Source organism: Stutzerimonas marianensis, from assembly GCF_022810315.1.
Lineage (GTDB): Bacteria > Pseudomonadota > Gammaproteobacteria > Pseudomonadales > Pseudomonadaceae > Stutzerimonas > Stutzerimonas marianensis.
The window spans coordinates 200,712-216,651 of the sequence record NZ_JALGRD010000003.1 but is presented as its reverse complement, the minus strand read 5'-3'; the positions used below and the strand labels follow the sequence as shown (position 1 = coordinate 216,651).

Genomic DNA, 15,940 nt, shown 5'->3' with positions numbered 1-15,940 from the left:
GCGGTGCACTCGGCCTGTTCAGCTCTTGGGCGCCATCTTCTGGCACTGGCTCTCGCCGATGGGGCGAAATGCCTGGTCGCCCGGAATGGTACTCACCACCTTGTACAGGTCCCACTCGCCGGTCGACTCGTCCGGTGTCTTCACCTGTACCAGGTACATGTCGTGAACCATGCGCCCGTCCTCGCGGATCTTGCCGTTCTTGGCGAACATGTCGTCGACCGGCGTCTTGGCCATCTGCGCGCGAACGACTTCGGCATCGTCGCTGCCGGTTTCCTTCACGGCGTTGAGGTAGTGCATGGTCGCCGAATAGATACCTGCCGGTACCATGCCCGGCATGCGCCCGACGCGCTCGTGATAGCGCTTGGCCCAGGCGCGGGTTTCCTCGTTCATGTCCCAGTACCAGCCGGTGGTCAACATCAAGCCCTGGGTGACGTCCAACCCCATGGCATGGATATCGTTGAGGAACACCACCATGCCGGCGAGCTTCTGCCCGGACTGCGCGACGCCGAATTCGCTCGCTGTCTTCAACGAGTTCACGGTATCGGCGCCAGCATTCGCCAAGGCCACCACGTCGGCACCGGAACCCTGTGCCTGAAGAATGTAGGACGAAAAGTCGCTGCTCGGGAACGGGTGTCGCACGGTGCCGACCACGCTGCCGCCTTCTGCCTCGACCACCTTCTTGATGTCGTTCTCCATCGCATGGCCGAAGGCGTAATCGGCCGTGAGGATGAACCAGCTCTTGCCGCCGTCCTTGAGCACGGCGTTGGCGGTGCCGTTGGCCAGCGCGAAGGTGTCGTAAGTCCAGTGAATATGGCTGGGCGCGCAGTATTCGTTGGTGATGCTCGAAGCCGCTGCACCGGAGATCAGCGCGAGCTTGCCACCCTGCTCCACCACCTTGGCCGCGGCCAGCACCACGGAGCTCGCGACCATGCCGGTTACCATGTCGACGTTGCGTTCGTCGATCCACTGACGAACCGTATTGGCGCCCACGTCGGGTTTGTTCAGGTCATCGGCGTTGAAGGTGACGATCTTCTTGCCATTGACACTGCCGCCGAAATCCTCGATGGCCATCTGCAGCGCCTCGAGCCCACCCGGGCCGGACAGGTCGCGGTAGGTGCCGGACATGTCGGCCAGATACCCGATGCGAATTTCGTCGTTGCTGATCTCGGCCTGAGCGGCCCCTGCGATGAAGCTGGACACGAGCGCGGCGGCTGCGGTTTTCCGTAGAGATTTCATATTCACCCACTGTGATTGTTTTTGTTGGTGGTTGATGAAATGCCGGTGTACTGCAAACCGGCAGGTCCTTCTGACGGGGCATCAGACCCCGAGACAGCTGTTCAGAAACGCCTTTTTCGAATCCAGATCGGCCGCATGGATTTCTTCGATGATCTGTCCGTGCTCCATCACATAGTGACGGTCGGCCAGCGGCGCGGCGAAACGGAAGTTCTGTTCGACCAGCACGATCGTCAGGCCGCGCTGTTTGAGCTTCAGCAGCACCTCGCCGAGCTTCTGTACGATGACGGGCGCGAGGCCTTCGGTAATCTCATCGAGCAACAGCAGGTTGGCGCCGGTGCGCAGGATGCGCGCCATGGCCAGCATCTGCTGTTCGCCGCCGGATAGCCGCGTGCCCTGACTGAAACGGCGTTCATAGAGGTTCGGGAACATCTCGTAGAGCTCGTCCAGCCCCATGCCGCCACTGCGCACGGTGGGGGGCAGCAGCAGATTTTCCTCGACGCTGAGGCTGGCGAAGATGCCGCGCTCCTCCGGGCAGTAGCCGACGCCGAGCCGTGGGATCTGGTGAGCCGGCATGCCCATGGTTTCGTTGCCGTTGACCACGATCGAGCCGGTACGCCGGCCGACCATGTTCATGATCGCGCGCAACGTGGTGGACCGGCCGGAGCCATTGCGGCCAAGCAGCGTCACCAGCTCGCCACGACCGACCACCAGGTCGACGCCGTGAAGAATGTGGGATTCGCCGTAGAAGGCATGCAGGTCATCGACCCGCAACTGATCGCGATCGGCCATCGGCGTCATGGATGGGCCTCCTCGACGGTGGCTTCGCTGCCCATGTAGGCCTCGCGAACCTGCGGATTGGCCGAGACGGTCTCGTAATCCCCTTCGGCCAGTACGGCACCGCGCGCCAGGACCGTGATTCGATCGCACAGGCGGCTGACCACGCTGAGGTTGTGTTCGACCATGAGCACCGTGCGGTTCTGCGCGGCGCGCCTGACCAGCGCGACCACCATGTCGACGTCCTCGCCGCCCATGCCCTGGGTCGGTTCGTCGAGCAACAGCACCACGGGATCCAGCGCAAGCGTCGTGGCCAACTCCAGCGCGCGCTTGCGACCGTATGGCAGCTCGATCGCGAGCGTCTGGGCGAAGCCGTCCAGATCGACGTCAGCGAGCAGCTGCAGGGCGCGCTCATCCAGCTGGCGCAGGGAGTTTTCCGATTTCCAGAAGTGAAACGAATTGCCGAGCTTCTGCTGCAGCGCCACGCGGACGTTTTCCAGCACGCTCATGTGACCGAACACGGCAGAAATCTGGAACGAGCGAACCAGGCCCAGCCTCGCGATCTGATTGGCTTTCATCGAGGTGATGGATTCGCCGCGGTAGAGGATATCGCCGCGCGTGGGTGTGAGAAATTTGGTGAGGAGATTGAAGACCGTGGTCTTGCCCGCACCATTGGGCCCGATCAGCGCGTGGATATGTCCCGTCTGGACACGGAGATCAACCGAATCCACCGCGGTGAAGCCACGAAATTCCTTGGTCAGGCCGCGCGTTTCCAGCACGTACTCGGGTGCCATGGGATGCCCTCTAACCTTGATTATTGTTGTTGGTTATGGCGCAGGTCGTCGGGTGACCTTTACGTAAACGATAACAACCGATTCCAGCGCCAGGCAAGCTTCGTTTTCAAACGATCGATTGAGCCAGAGCCCGCTGAAGATGCGCTGTCTGCGGTGCAGAGGCACAGCTGTAACATCTTGAAAAGACCGGGCCGGCAAGGGCCCGGTAAAACGACCAACGAGGAGGATTACTGCTACTGCTTGATTACCAAAGCGCCAGGGTGTAGCTCAGGATCACCCGGGTTTCGTCCAGATCGGCGCCGAAGTTGCTGCGCACCGTGGCGTTACGCACCTTCAGGCCCAGGTTCTTCAACGGGCCGTCCTGGATGACGTAGGCGATATCGGTGTCCCGCTCCCACTCCTTGCCTTCGCTCAGGCCAGCGCCACGATCGACGTTGTCGCCCGTAACGTAGCGGGTCATCAGGCTCAGACCGGGAATTCCCATCGCTGCGAAATCGTAGTCGTAGCGAACCTGCCACGATTTCTCATCCTGGTTGCCGAAGTCATTGATCTGCAACAGGTTGATCAGCATGTTGTCACCGCCAGCGACATAGGCGAAGCCGGTGTCACCGCTCATCTTCTGGTAACCACCGGAGAATCCGTGACCGCCAATCCTGTAGGTGAAAATGGCGCCGAAGGCGTTGTTGTCGACGTTGCTGCCACCGTCGTCGGTGGACCGGACATAGCGCAGGTCGGTCTTGAAGCTCTGGTTGTCGCTCAGCGGCAGCACATGGACGAGGTTGAAGTTGTGCTGGTCATAGATGCCGTCGAGCCCGCCGTAGTAATAGCTGCCCGTCAGTTCGGGCATGAACTGGTACTTGGCACCGGCGAAGGTGAACTCGTCGCTCGTGGTATTGCTGCCAAGGGTAATGTTGCGCAGCCCGCCGTTGAACACGGTCATCTCTTCATAATCGGAGGAGTCGCGGTAGCTCGTGCGATCCAGCATGCCGAGATCCAGCGTGAGACCTTCGATTTCCTTGCTCTGCAACCAGGCACCGCGATAGATGTTGGGCAGCAGGCGGCTGTCGTTGCGCATCAGCACGGGGATGATTGGCTGCAGCGTGCCGACATGCAGCGTCGTACTGGACAACTTGGCCTTGGCAGTCAGGCCAGCAGTGCCGTAGTCGTCCGCCGGTTCACCGGAAACCGAGCGTGGCAGCAGGCCGGTGCCGCCGCGACCGGAGCCGGAGTCGAGTTTGACGCCGAGCAGGCCGATGGCATCCAGGCCGAAGCCGACCGGTCCTTCGGTGTAGCCGGATTCCATTTTCAGGATGAAGCCCTGGGCCCACTCCTCGGCCTTGGACTGGCCGGTGCCGGAGCGGAAGTCACGGTTCATGTAGAAGTTGCGAAGTTCGACGGCGGCCTTACTGTCATCCAGGAAGGCGGCAGAGGCCATCGTCGAGGTGCCGAACGCCGTGGCGGCCAGGCTGCTGAAGACGAAGAATCGGCTCAGGGGTTTCAGGTGCATAGTCATCTCTCTTGTTATTGTCTTGGTTGATGCAGCTGTTGGGGCCGACCTCGCTCCTGCCGGCCCCGGCTTTACCACGTGGTGGTAAATCGAGCGCTGCCGCTCAGTTCGCGGCAGCTCTGGGCACACGGCCCAGCAAATAGAATTCGTCGTTCGGCGGCGTGCGTGCCATCGACACCAGCCGGTTGGATAGCCCGAACAACGCCGCAATCGAGCCGATATCCCAGATGTCGCCTTGAGTGAAGCCCATATCCTCCAGTCGCGCCTGCCAGCTGTCGTCCAGCACGCCACGGTTCGCCGCCAGATGCAGGGCGAAATCGAGCATCGCCCGCTGGCGCTCGCCGATAGAAGCAGTACGGTAGTTGACCGCGATCTGGTCCGCGATGAGCGCATCCTTGGCCAGAATCCGCAGGATGGCGCCATGTGCCACCACGCAGTACAGGCAACCGTGATCGGCGCTCACCGCGACAACGATCATCTCCTTCTCGGCCTTGGTCAGGCTGTCCGATTCCCGCTCCATCAAAGCATCGTGATAAGCAAAGAACGCCCGAAATTCATCAGGTCGATGAGCCAACATAAGAAAGACATTGGGAATGAAACCGGCTTTGTCCTGGACGGCGAGGATGCGCTCCCGCACGTCGGCGGGCAGCGAATCAAGGTCGGTGACCAGCGGAAAGCGGCTGATGGCGTCGGCCATTTGGGGGCACTCCGATTCAATGAGACCAAGGGGTGCGAGGCGGCGCGGCCGCCCTGCGGCTCACGCGTGTTCCAGGCCCAGCTCGACGACGCTCACCTCGCGCATCTTGAACTTCTGCACCTTGCCGCTGATGGTCATGGGGAATTCATCGACGAACTTGATGTGCTTGGGCGTCTTGAAGTGCGCAATGCGGCCTTTGCAGAAGCCGCGCAGATCCTCCGCGCTGGTCTCGTGGCCGGGATGCAGCTTGACCCAGGCGACGATTTCTTCGCCGTAGGTCTTGTCCGGCACCCCGATCACCTGAACGTCCGCCACGGCCGGATGGGTGAAGAGAAACTCCTCGATCTCACGCGGGTACACGTTCTCGCCGCCGCGAATGATCATGTCCTTGTTGCGCCCGACGATCTTCAGATAGCCCTCGTCGTCCATGATCGCCAGGTCACCGGTGTGCATCCAGCGCGCCCCGTCGATGGCACCGGCGGTGGCTTCCGGGTTGTTCCAGTAGCCCAGCATGACGCTGTAGCCACGGGTGCAGAGTTCACCGATCTGCCCGCGCGGGACGATACGGTTGTGCTCGTCGACCACCTTGCTTTCCAGGTGCGGCTGGGTACGCCCGACACTGGTCACGCGGCGTTCGAGGTCATCGTCGGCACTGGTCTGGGTGGACACCGGGCTGGTCTCGGTCATGCCGTAGGCGATCTGCATTTCGGCCAGGTGCATGTCGTCGATGACCCGTTTCATCACCTCGATCGGGCAGGTCGAGCCAGCCATGATGCCGGTGCGCAAGCTGCTCAGATCCAGGGAGGGGCGTTCCGGGTGGTCGAGCATGGCGATGAACATGGTCGGCACACCGTACATCCCCGTGGCTTTCTCTTCGGCCGCGGCCTGTAGCGCCGCCAGCGGTTCGAAGGCCGCGCTCGGATAGATCATGGTGGTGCCGTGGGTGACGCAGCCGAGGTTGCCCATGACCATGCCGAAGCAATGATACAGCGGCACCGGAATCACCAGCCGGTCGTGCTCGGTCAGCTTGAGGCTCTCCCCGACCATGTAGCCGTTGTTGAGGATGTTGTAGTGGCTGAGCGTTGCGCCCTTCGGAAAACCAGTAGTGCCCGAGGTGTACTGGATATTGATCGGGTCATCGAATTGCAGCTGCTCGCTGCACAGGCGCAGCTGCTCGGGCCCGACCTGATCGGCCATGTCCATCAGCCCTTTCCACAACAGCATGCCGTCCACCGGTGTGTCGCACAGGCTGATCACGCCGCGCAGCTCCGGGAGCATGTGACTTTGCAGGGCGCCAACGGCCGAACGCTCCAGCTCCGGCAGCAGCTCGTTGAGCATGGCGTGGTAATCGGAGGTCTTGAAAGCATCAGCGCAGATCAACCAGCGGCAGCCGGACTGCTTGAGCGCGTACTCGAGTTCGTTCAGGCGATAGGCCGGATTGATGTTGACCAGCACCACGCCGATCTTGGCCGTGGCGAATTGGGTGACGCACCACTGCGCGTTGTTCGGCGACCAGATGCCCACCCGCTCACCGGGTTGGAGTCCTAGCGCGAGCAGGCCCCGCGCGCAGCGGTCCACTTCCTGGGCGAGCTGCGCCCATGTGTAGCGCAGATTCTGATGCCGCACGACCAGAGCTTCACGGTCCGAGAATCGTTCGACCGTCCGGTCGAACGCCGCACCAATGGTCATCGCCAGCAGGGGTTTGGTTTGCGGTCCGCAGGTGTAGCTCGGAAGACTCATGTCGTAAATCCTCGGTCTTATGTTTGTTATGAGGCCTTGCAATCCGGGCCCTGCCGATGAGTTGACAGGTGCTCCGGGCTGGGATTACGTTAACGTAAAGGTCACAGCGTGACAACCCACCGCACCCAGCGCCGAATTCGGCTCGGGCAAGCGACCTGGGAACAGGCTGGAGCGCAGGCGAATCGACGTTTCCCCTGCCCCGGCGGTCGAACAGAACAATGACAAGACAAGCAGGTGGCACATGACTTACTCCGGCCTCAACTTCGCCCTCGGCGAAACCGTCGACATGCTCCGCGACCAGGTCCGCGGTTTCGTGGCCGAGGAACTGGCGCCGCGCGCCGAAGCCATCGACCGTGACAACCTCTTCCCCAGCGACATGTGGCGCAAATTCGGCGAGATGGGGTTACTCGGTATCACCATAGACGAGGAATACGGCGGTGCCGGCATGGGCTACCTGGCTCACGTCGTCGCGCTGGAAGAAATCAGCCGCGGCTCCGCCTCGGTCGGCCTGTCCTACGGCGCGCACTCGAACCTGTGCCTCAACCAGATCAACCGCAACGGGACCCGTGAACAGAAGGCCAAGTACCTGCCCAAGTTGGTTTCCGGCGAGCATGTCGGCGCGCTGGCGATGAGCGAGCCCAACGCCGGCTCCGACGTGGTCTCGATGAAGCTGCGCGCCGAAAAGCGTGGCGACCGCTACGTGCTCAACGGCAGCAAAACCTGGATCACCAACGGCCCCGACGCCAACACCTACGTGATCTACGCCAAGACCGACCTGGACAAGGGGCCGCACGGCATCACCGCCTTCATCGTCGAGCGCGACTGGAAGGGTTTCTCCCGCGGCAACAAGTTCGACAAGCTCGGCATGCGCGGCTCCAACACCTGCGAGCTGTTCTTCGACGACGTCGAGGTGCCGGAAGAGAACGTGCTGGGCGTCGAGAACGGTGGCGTCAAGGTGCTGATGAGCGGCCTGGATTATGAGCGCGTGGTGCTCGCCGGTGGCCCCGTCGGGATCATGCAGGCCTGCCTCGACGTGGTCGTCCCCTACATCCATGACCGCAAGCAGTTCGGCCAGAGCATCGGCGAGTTCCAGTTCATTCAGGGCAAGGTGGCGGACATGTACACCCAGCTCAACGCCAGCCGTGCCTACCTCTATACCGTCGCGCAGGCCTGCGACCGCGGCGAAACCACGCGCAAGGACGCCGCCGGTGTCATCCTCTACACCGCCGAAAACGCCACGCAGATGGCGCTGCAGGCGATCCAGATCCTCGGCGGCAACGGCTACATCAACGAATTCCCCACCGGCCGCCTGCTGCGCGACGCCAAGCTCTACGAGATCGGCGCCGGCACCAGTGAGATCCGCCGCATGCTGATCGGCCGCGAGCTGTTCAACGAATCCAAGTGAGCCTGCGGGCGGAAAACGCCCCTAGCCTCGTAGGGTGGAAAACCGCGAAGCGACTTTCCACCGCAGTCGGTGGATGGAGAGCCATCCATGATGGAATTGAACGGAGCCAACCATGGCCATCCTAAATACCCAGATCAACACCCGTTCCCCGGAGTTCGCTGCCAACAGCGCGGCGATGCTCGACCAGGTGAACAACCTGCGCGCCCTGCTCGGCCGCGTCAGTGAAGGCGGTGGCGAAAAGGCCCAGCAGCGCCATGTATCGCGCGGCAAGCTGCTGGTGCGCGACCGGATCGATGCCCTCCTCGACCCTGGCTCGGCCTTTCTCGAACTGGCACCGCTGGCCGCCCATGAGGTGTACGGCGAAGACGTCGCCGCTGCCGGCGTAGTGGCAGGGATCGGCCGCGTCGAAGGCGTCGAGTGCATGATCATCGCGAACGACGCCACCGTGAAAGGCGGTACCTACTACCCGCTGACGGTGAAGAAGCACCTGCGCGCGCAGACCGTCGCCCGCGAGAACCGCCTGCCCTGCATCTACCTGGTGGACTCCGGCGGCGCCAACCTGCCGCGCCAGGACGAGGTGTTCCCGGACCGCGAGCACTTCGGCCGCATCTTCTTCAATCAGGCCAACATGAGCGCCATGGGCATCCCGCAGATCGCCGTGGTGATGGGTTCCTGCACTGCCGGTGGGGCCTATGTGCCCGCGATGGCCGACGAAACCATCATGGTGCGTAACCAGGCGACCATCTTTCTCGCCGGCCCGCCGCTGGTGAAGGCTGCCACCGGCGAAGTGGTGACCGCGGAGGAGCTGGGCGGCGCCGACGTGCACTGCAAGACCTCGGGCGTCGCCGACCACTACGCCGAGAACGACGAACACGCCCTTTCCATCGCCCGCCGCTGTGTGGCCAACCTCAACTGGCGCAAGCTCGGCCAGCTGCAAACCCGCGAACCGCGCGCACCGCTGTATGCCGCCGACGAGCTGTACGGCGTGATCCCGGCGCAGGCGAAGCAGCCCTATGACGTGCGCGAGGTGATCGCGCGACTGGTGGACGGCAGCGAGTTCGACGAATTCAAGGCACTGTTCGGCACCACCCTGGTCTGCGGCTTCGCCCATCTGCACGGCTACCCGATCGCCATCCTTGCCAACAACGGCATCCTCTTCGCCGAGGCGGCGCAGAAAGGCGCGCACTTCATCGAACTGGCCTGCCAGCGCGGCATCCCGCTGCTGTTCCTGCAGAACATCACCGGTTTCATGGTCGGGCAGAAATACGAGGCCGGCGGCATCGCCAAGCACGGCGCCAAGCTGGTCACCGCGGTGGCCTGCGCCCAGGTGCCGAAGTTCACCGTGCTCATCGGCGGCAGCTTCGGTGCCGGCAACTACGGCATGTGCGGCCGCGCCTACGACCCGCGGTTCCTCTGGATGTGGCCCAACGCGCGCATCGGCGTGATGGGTGGCGAACAGGCGGCCGGCGTGCTGGTGCAAGTCAAGCGCGAGCAGGCCGAGCGCAGCGGACAGGCGTTCTCCGACGACGAAGAGGCTGCGCTGAAAGAACCGATCCTGGAGCAGTATGAGCGCCAGGGGCACCCCTATTATTCGAGCGCACGGCTCTGGGATGACGGCGTTATCGATCCGGCGCAGACGCGTGACGTGCTGGCCCTGGCGCTCTCGGCGAGTCTCAACGCGCCGATCGAACCGACCCGGTTCGGCGTGTTCCGGATGTAGCGAGAACCGATCACGGCGCCCTGCCTGGCGGCTGACGTAGCCGCAGGCAAGGGGCCGAAGGCCCTAGCGCGCAGGAATCGTTTATGACCACGTCGTCTTTTCAGACCATTGAACTCGAGTATTCCGAGAAAGGCTTCGCCACCCTGTGGCTAAACCGCCCGGAAAAGAACAACGCCTTCAACGCCGAGATGATCCGCGAGCTGGTCTCGGCCATCGACCAGATACAGGCGGACAAGACCCTGCGCTTCCTCGTGCTGCGTGGACGCGGCAAGCACTTTTCGGCCGGTGCCGATCTGGCCTGGATGCAGCAATCGGCAAAGCTGGATTTCGAGGCCAACCTCACCGACGCTCGCGAGCTGGCCGAACTGATGTACAGCCTCTATCACCTCAAGCTGCCGACGCTGGCCGTCGTGCAGGGTGCGGCCTTTGGCGGCGCGGTCGGGCTGGTTGCCTGCTGCGACATGGCGATCGGCGCACACGATGCGCTGTTCTCGCTTTCCGAGGTGCGCATCGGCCTGGCGCCCGCGGTGATCAGTCCCTTCGTGGTCAAGGCCATCGGTGAGCGCGCCACGCGTCGCTACGCCCTGACGGGCGAGCGCTTCGGTGGCGAGCGCGCCCGGGACCTCGGCCTGCTGTCGGAAAGCTACGCAGCCACCGAACTGGACGACGCCATGCAGGGTTGGCTAGACAACCTGATGCTCAACAGTCCACAAGCCATGCGGGCCAGCAAGGACTTGCTGCGCGAGGCCTCCAGCGCCTCGCTGAGCCCGGCATTGCGCCGCTATACCGAGAACGCCATTGCGCGTATCCGGGTCAGCCCGGAGGGTCAGGAAGGGCTCAATGCCTTTCTGGAAAAGCGCAAGCCCAAGTGGCTGGGAGAGGCATGATGGCCGCGCTGGCCTGGAACACCGCCCCCTCACCCCAACCCTCTCCCCGAAGGGGCGAGGGGGCGGGTCCGTGCTGGCTACCGGCACCGCGGCCTGCGCCCAGCGGCCCCAAATCCACCCAGCACTCCCACCTTGCTCCGTCATCCCTTCTCCCGTCAGGGGAGAGGGTGAGGGACACGGCAGCTCGTGGACTAGCCAGCCGCACGCGCCTCCACGCCAAAACCACTCAGCACTCCCGCCCCGCTCCGTCATCCCCTCTCCCCTCTGGGGAGAGGGTCAGGGTGAGGGGAAACGCCTTCAAGGCCACGCAGGAATCACAAGAATGATCACAACCCTCCTGATCGCCAACCGCGGCGAGATCGCCTGCCGCGTCATGCGCACCGCCAAGGCCATGGGCCTGACCACCGTCGCCGTGCACAGCGCCATCGATCGCGATGCCCGCCATGCCCGCGAAGCCGACATCCGTATCGATCTCGGGGGCGCCAAGCCTGCCGAAAGCTACCTGCAGATCGACAAGCTGATCGCCGCGGCCAGGGCCAGCGGCGCCCAGGCGATTCATCCCGGTTACGGCTTCCTCTCCGAAAATGCCGAGTTCGCGCGGGCCGTCGAACAGGCCGGGTTGATCTTCCTCGGCCCACCCGCCTCCGCCATCGACGCCATGGGCAGCAAGTCCGCGGCCAAGGCGCTGATGGAAAACGCCGGCGTGCCGCTGGTACCGGGCTACCACGGCGAGGCGCAGGACGTGGAAACCTTCCGCGCCGCCGCTTCGAAGATCGGCTATCCAGTGCTGCTCAAGGCCACTGCCGGCGGCGGTGGCAAGGGCATGAAAATCGTCGAGCGCGAAGCGGAGCTCGGCGAAGCCCTGCAGTCGGCCCAGCGCGAGGCGCAATCCTCGTTCGGCGACGCGCGCATGCTGGTGGAAAAGTACGTACTCAAGCCGCGCCACGTGGAGATCCAGGTGTTCGCCGACCAGCACGGCAACTGCCTGTACCTTAACGAGCGCGACTGCTCGATCCAGCGCCGTCATCAAAAGGTCGTGGAAGAGGCACCGGCACCGGGCCTCTCGCCCGAATTGCGGCGCGCCATGGGCGAGGCGGCGGTGAAGGCGGCCAAGGCCATCGGCTACGTCGGCGCCGGCACGGTGGAGTTCCTGCTGGACGCCCGCGGCGAATTCTTCTTCATGGAGATGAATACCCGCCTACAGGTCGAGCACCCCGTCACGGAGGCCATCACCGGCCTCGATCTGGTCGCCTGGCAGATTCGCGTCGCCCGTGGCGAGCCGCTGCCGATCCGCCAGGAGCAGGTGCCGCTGCTCGGCCATGCCATCGAGGTACGGCTGTACGCCGAGGACCCGGACAACGATTTCCTGCCGGCCACCGGCACCCTCGACCTCTACCGTGAAGCCGCGGATGGCCCGGGCCGTCGCGTCGACAGCGGCGTCGCCGAGGGCGACACCGTGTCGCCGTTCTACGACCCGATGCTCGGCAAACTGATCGCCTGGGGCGAGAACCGCGAGGAAGCGCGTCTGCGTCTGCTGGCCATGCTCGACGAGACATGCGTAGGCGGCGTGCGCACCAACCTCGCCTTTTTGCGGCGGGTAATCGGCCACCGCGCGTTTGCCGAAGCCGAACTCGATACCGGCTTCATCCCGCGTCATGAAGCGGAGCTGATGCGCAAACCCGGTGTGTTGCCCGATGCCTTCTGGCAACAGGCTGCCGAGTGTTTCGTGCAGACCGAACCGACCACCGTCCGCGACGACGATGCCCATTCGCCGTGGTCCGCACGAAGCGGGCTGCGTTTCGGCATGCCGGGGCGGATCAGCGTGCATCTAAAGGGCAACGGTGAAAACCGTCTGGTGCATCTGACACCAGCCAGTCATAGGCGCGACGGAGACGCCTCAGCCCTTGCTCGCGAGTCAATGGCTTCATCGGAGGCCACTTTCGTAAGCGAGTTCGCTCCTGCAGATGCAAAAGCCTTGCGTCAGCCGAAAGCCATTCGGCAGGGCCACACGCTTTATCTGGAATGGGACGGCGAGCTGTACGCCGTGACCGCCTTTGACCCCATCGCCGAGGCCGAGGCCAGCCATCAGCACCACGGCGGCCTGACAGCGCCCATGAACGGCAGCATCGTCCGCGTCCTGGTCGAGCCCGGGCAGGCCGTCGAAGCGGGCGCGACGCTGATCGTGCTCGAGGCGATGAAGATGGAGCACAGCATCCGCGCGGCCGAGGCCGGTGTCGTCAAGGCGGTCTATTGCAGTGAAGGCGAGATGATCAGCGAAGGCGTCACCCTGGTCGAGCTCGAGTGATGGCGCCTGTCGCCACCTGCGCATTCGTCGACCCCCGGGCGGCCTCGCGCATCGAGCGGGGACGCCCGCCAACCGGGCGCGAAAGCCACCCGGTGCCGTTGACCGGCACGCATGGACGGCATCGTCCCGACAGCCGCACCGCACACCGGTTACATCCTGAAGCGGCGCACCATTCCGTTCAGGTCCACCGCCAGACGCGACAATTCCTGCGTGGCGACGCTGGTCTGCTGCGCTCCGGCAGACGTCTGTACCGACAGGTCGCGGATGCTCACCAGGTTGCGATCGATCTCGCGGGCAACCTGCGCCTGCTCCTCCGCTGCACTGGCGATCACCAGGTTGCGCTCGTTGATACCGGCTACCGTCTCGGCGATCCGCACCAATGCCGAGCCGGCCGCCTGGGCCTTGTCGAGCGTCCCCTGGGCACGGGACGCACTTTGTTGCAGCGCCTCGACGGTCAATCCGGTGCCTTGCTGGATATCGCCGATCATCGACTCGATTTCGCGCGTCGATTCGCCCGTGCGCTTGGCCAGCGCGCGCACCTCATCAGCCACGACCGCGAACCCACGTCCGGCGTCGCCGGCGCGAGCGGCTTCGATGGCGGCGTTCAGCGCCAACAGGTTGGTCTGTTCAGCCACCGCCCGAATCACGTCCAGCACGCGGGTGATGTTATGGGTCTGGTCCGCCAGATCACCAGCGCGCGCCGACGCGCTGAGCACGTCATCCGCCAGGGCCTGAATCGAGGCGATGGCATCATCGAGCTGCCTGCGCCCCTGCTGCGCAGACTCACTCGACGCCCGCGAGGCCTCGGACGTGGACACCGCGTTGCTGGCGACCTCCTCCACCGCGCAGGTCATCTCGTTGACGGCCGTGGCCGCTTGCTCGATTTGGTCATTCTGACGGTGGAGCCCCTCGGTGCTGTCAGCCATGACCGTACTCATTTCCTCTGCCGAGCTGGTCAGCACATGGGCCGAATCGCTGATCTGTCCGATGATCTGGCGCAGATTGGCCTGCATCTCACGCAGCGAAGCCAGCAGTTCGGAGGCCTCGTCGCTGCCTACGACCTCGACCTCATGCGTCAGGTCACCCTTGGCGATCTGATCGGAAACGGCGACCGCCTGACGCATCGGCCGGACGATGCTCGCGGTAAGGATCAGCGCCAATGCGACGGTCGCCACCAGCGCAACCAGGATCACTCCGGCGATCACCAGCTGCGCCTGCTTGTACACCGCGTCGGCCTTCGCCACCGCATGGTGGGCCCCTTCTTCGTTGAAGGTTCTGAGGCTGAGCAGGGCTTCGTTGAACTGAGGGCCGAGCGAGGCGAGCCGGGCGTTGATCGGTGCCAGCTGCGCTTCGGTCGGCTGCCCGCTCATGAGCCGTTGGCGCTCTTCCAGCGTCGTCGCGTATTGCTCGAACAGCGCTCTGGCGGCGTCGAAAACACCCCTTTCTTCGGTCCCGGTGATGTGCTTCTCGTAGCGGGTCATCTGCTGGCGAATGTCTGCCATCGCCGCGGCAATCAGACCATCACTGTTGCGCTGCGTCTCGGCGTCCCTGAACGCCAGCTGGCGCAGCGACTCGCTACGCACCTGGGCAAAGCCCAGCGCCATGTCGTCCGCCGCCGCCTGGCTCGGCATCCAGTCGGAATCGATCTCGCTGCCGGCGGCACGAATGGCAGCCATCTGCATCAGGCTGAACAGTCCGAGCAGGGTGAGCAGCACCGCAACGAGCGCAAAAAACAGCAGCGTGCGATGAGAAATCTTCAGTTTGCGCAGCATGATGGCCTCGAAAAAAGAACGCACGGCGATACCGAGCTTCCTATTCTTATCTGCCAGAGCCCCTTGAACTTGAGCCAGGAGGTCGGCCTATGACTCGCCAGTCAGCAACTATCACGGCCCGATTCGATTCCCCAACCGCGCCCGTTGTCCTTCGTGAGGAGGCGCGTCCATGACCGCGACCGCACAGATGCCGCGCCGCGTCCGCCTGGTCGAGGTCGGCCCGCGCGACGGCCTGCAGAATGAAAAGCAGCCCATCGACGTCGCCGACAAGGTCCGGCTGGTCGATGACCTGACCGCAGCCGGCCTTCACTACATCGAGGTAGGCAGCTTCGTCTCGCCCAAATGGGTGCCACAGATGGCCGGCTCCGCGGAGGTTTTCGCGCAGATCAAGCAGAAGCCCGGCGTCACCTACGCGGCCCTGACGCCGAACCTCAAGGGCCTCGAAGCGGCCATCGAGGCCGGGGTCAGCGAGGTCGCCGTGTTCGGCGCTGCATCGGAAGCCTTCTCGCAGAAGAACATCAATTGCTCCATCGACGAGAGCCTCGCGCGCTTCGCCCCGCTGATGGAGGCCGCACGAGAGAACGGCATCCAGGTTCGCGGCTATGTGTCCTGCGTGCTGGGTTGCCCTTACGAAGGCGAAGTCGATCCCAAGCGCGTCGCGCACGTCGCCCACGCGCTTTTCGCCATGGGCTGCTACGAGGTCTCGCTGGGCGACACCATCGGCACCGGCACACCGGGCAAGACGCGCCAGTTGATCGAGGTGGTGAGTCGCGAGGTCCCGCGCGACAAGCTCGCCGGGCATTTTCACGACACCTACGGCCAGGCGTTGGCGAACATCTATGCCAGCCTCCTGGAAGGCCTCTGCACCTTCGACAGCTCTGTCGCCGGGCTCGGCGGCTGCCCCTATGCCAAGGGAGCCAGTGGCAACGTCGCCAGCGAGGACGTGCTCTACATGCTGCAAGGGCTCGGTATCGAGACCGGAATCGATCTGGATGCGCTGATCGGCGCCGGACAACGCATCAGCGAGGTGCTGGGCCGGCCCAACGGATCACGCGTCGCCCGGGCGCGGCTGAGCGCGCAGTGACCTCGCCGCCCATCCATGG

12 protein-coding genes are annotated in these 15,940 nt (G+C 64.0%); 5 read left to right on the top strand and 7 right to left on the bottom strand.

Features of this window, described 5'->3' with window-relative positions; all coding sequences use genetic code 11:
• Window positions 1-18: 18 nt before the first annotated feature.
• The 6 genes from MST27_RS06790 to MST27_RS06765 form a co-directional block, all read right to left on the bottom strand.
• A complete protein-coding gene (locus tag MST27_RS06790; RefSeq protein WP_243605247.1) occupies window positions 19-1,236 on the bottom strand; it encodes an ABC transporter substrate-binding protein in 1,218 nt (405 codons plus the stop codon).
• Between the two features lie 81 nt (window positions 1,237-1,317).
• Complete coding sequence (locus MST27_RS06785) at window positions 1,318-2,034, bottom strand: ABC transporter ATP-binding protein (RefSeq protein ID WP_243605246.1); 717 nt, start codon at window positions 2,032-2,034, stop codon at window positions 1,318-1,320.
• Window positions 2,031-2,804: an ABC transporter ATP-binding protein gene (locus MST27_RS06780; RefSeq protein ID WP_243605245.1), complete on the bottom strand. Its 774-nt coding sequence runs from the start codon at window positions 2,802-2,804 to the stop codon at window positions 2,031-2,033. Before MST27_RS06780 ends, MST27_RS06785 begins: the two co-directional genes overlap by 4 nt.
• Window positions 2,805-3,048: 244 nt before the next feature.
• A complete protein-coding gene (locus MST27_RS06775; RefSeq protein ID WP_243605244.1) occupies window positions 3,049-4,311 on the bottom strand; it encodes an OprD family porin in 1,263 nt (420 codons plus the stop codon).
• A gap of 103 nt (window positions 4,312-4,414) precedes the next feature.
• On the bottom strand, window positions 4,415-5,008 hold the full coding sequence (locus tag MST27_RS06770; protein WP_243605243.1) for a peroxidase-related enzyme: 594 nt from the start codon (window positions 5,006-5,008) through the stop codon (window positions 4,415-4,417).
• A gap of 60 nt (window positions 5,009-5,068) precedes the next feature.
• Window positions 5,069-6,748, bottom strand: coding sequence for an AMP-binding protein (locus MST27_RS06765; RefSeq protein WP_243605242.1), 1,680 nt, complete (start codon window positions 6,746-6,748; stop codon window positions 5,069-5,071).
• Window positions 6,749-6,989: 241 nt separating this feature from the next.
• Between MST27_RS06765 and MST27_RS06760 the strand changes: the two genes are divergently transcribed.
• The 4 genes from MST27_RS06760 to MST27_RS06745 all read left to right on the top strand — a co-directional run bounded on the left by MST27_RS06760 (window position 6,990) and on the right by MST27_RS06745 (window position 13,065).
• Complete coding sequence (locus MST27_RS06760) at window positions 6,990-8,153, top strand: isovaleryl-CoA dehydrogenase (RefSeq protein WP_243605241.1); 1,164 nt, start codon at window positions 6,990-6,992, stop codon at window positions 8,151-8,153.
• A 112-nt stretch (window positions 8,154-8,265) separates the two neighbouring features.
• Window positions 8,266-9,873 carry a carboxyl transferase domain-containing protein gene (locus MST27_RS06755; protein WP_243605240.1) on the top strand — a complete coding sequence of 536 codons (1,608 nt, stop codon included), beginning with the start codon at window positions 8,266-8,268 and terminating at the stop codon, window positions 9,871-9,873.
• 83 nt (window positions 9,874-9,956) lie between these two features.
• Window positions 9,957-10,760 (top strand): gamma-carboxygeranoyl-CoA hydratase, encoded by an 804-nt coding sequence (locus MST27_RS06750; RefSeq protein ID WP_243605239.1) that lies wholly within the window; start codon window positions 9,957-9,959, stop codon window positions 10,758-10,760.
• Window positions 10,761-11,082: 322 nt separating this feature from the next.
• Window positions 11,083-13,065 (top strand): acetyl/propionyl/methylcrotonyl-CoA carboxylase subunit alpha, encoded by a 1,983-nt coding sequence (locus tag MST27_RS06745; RefSeq protein WP_243605238.1) that lies wholly within the window; start codon window positions 11,083-11,085, stop codon window positions 13,063-13,065.
• 149 nt (window positions 13,066-13,214) lie between these two features.
• Here the strand turns inward: MST27_RS06745 and MST27_RS06740 are convergent, their stop codons facing one another.
• On the bottom strand, window positions 13,215-14,837 hold the full coding sequence (locus tag MST27_RS06740; protein ID WP_243605237.1) for a methyl-accepting chemotaxis protein: 1,623 nt from the start codon (window positions 14,835-14,837) through the stop codon (window positions 13,215-13,217).
• A gap of 169 nt (window positions 14,838-15,006) precedes the next feature.
• On the opposite strand from MST27_RS06740, the gene MST27_RS06735 reads away from it, so the two are divergent.
• Entirely contained in the window at window positions 15,007-15,921 is a 915-nt protein-coding gene (locus MST27_RS06735; protein ID WP_476756129.1) for a hydroxymethylglutaryl-CoA lyase, read from the top strand.
• Window positions 15,922-15,940 lie beyond the last annotated feature (19 nt).

Coding starts and splice junctions, on each gene's coding strand:
- MST27_RS06790 (WP_243605247.1), bottom strand. CDS start 1,236: ATGAAATCTCTACGGAAAACCGCAGCCGCCGCGCTCGTGTCCAGCTTC.
- MST27_RS06785 (WP_243605246.1), bottom strand. CDS start 2,034: ATGACGCCGATGGCCGATCGCGATCAGTTGCGGGTCGATGACCTGCAT.
- MST27_RS06780 (WP_243605245.1), bottom strand. CDS start 2,804: ATGGCACCCGAGTACGTGCTGGAAACGCGCGGCCTGACCAAGGAATTT.
- MST27_RS06775 (WP_243605244.1), bottom strand. CDS start 4,311: ATGCACCTGAAACCCCTGAGCCGATTCTTCGTCTTCAGCAGCCTGGCC.
- MST27_RS06770 (WP_243605243.1), bottom strand. CDS start 5,008: ATGGCCGACGCCATCAGCCGCTTTCCGCTGGTCACCGACCTTGATTCG.
- MST27_RS06765 (WP_243605242.1), bottom strand. CDS start 6,748: ATGAGTCTTCCGAGCTACACCTGCGGACCGCAAACCAAACCCCTGCTG.
- MST27_RS06760 (WP_243605241.1), top strand. CDS start 6,990: ATGACTTACTCCGGCCTCAACTTCGCCCTCGGCGAAACCGTCGACATG.
- MST27_RS06755 (WP_243605240.1), top strand. CDS start 8,266: ATGGCCATCCTAAATACCCAGATCAACACCCGTTCCCCGGAGTTCGCT.
- MST27_RS06750 (WP_243605239.1), top strand. CDS start 9,957: ATGACCACGTCGTCTTTTCAGACCATTGAACTCGAGTATTCCGAGAAA.
- MST27_RS06745 (WP_243605238.1), top strand. CDS start 11,083: ATGATCACAACCCTCCTGATCGCCAACCGCGGCGAGATCGCCTGCCGC.
- MST27_RS06740 (WP_243605237.1), bottom strand. CDS start 14,837: ATGCTGCGCAAACTGAAGATTTCTCATCGCACGCTGCTGTTTTTTGCG.
- MST27_RS06735 (WP_476756129.1), top strand. CDS start 15,007: ATGACCGCGACCGCACAGATGCCGCGCCGCGTCCGCCTGGTCGAGGTC.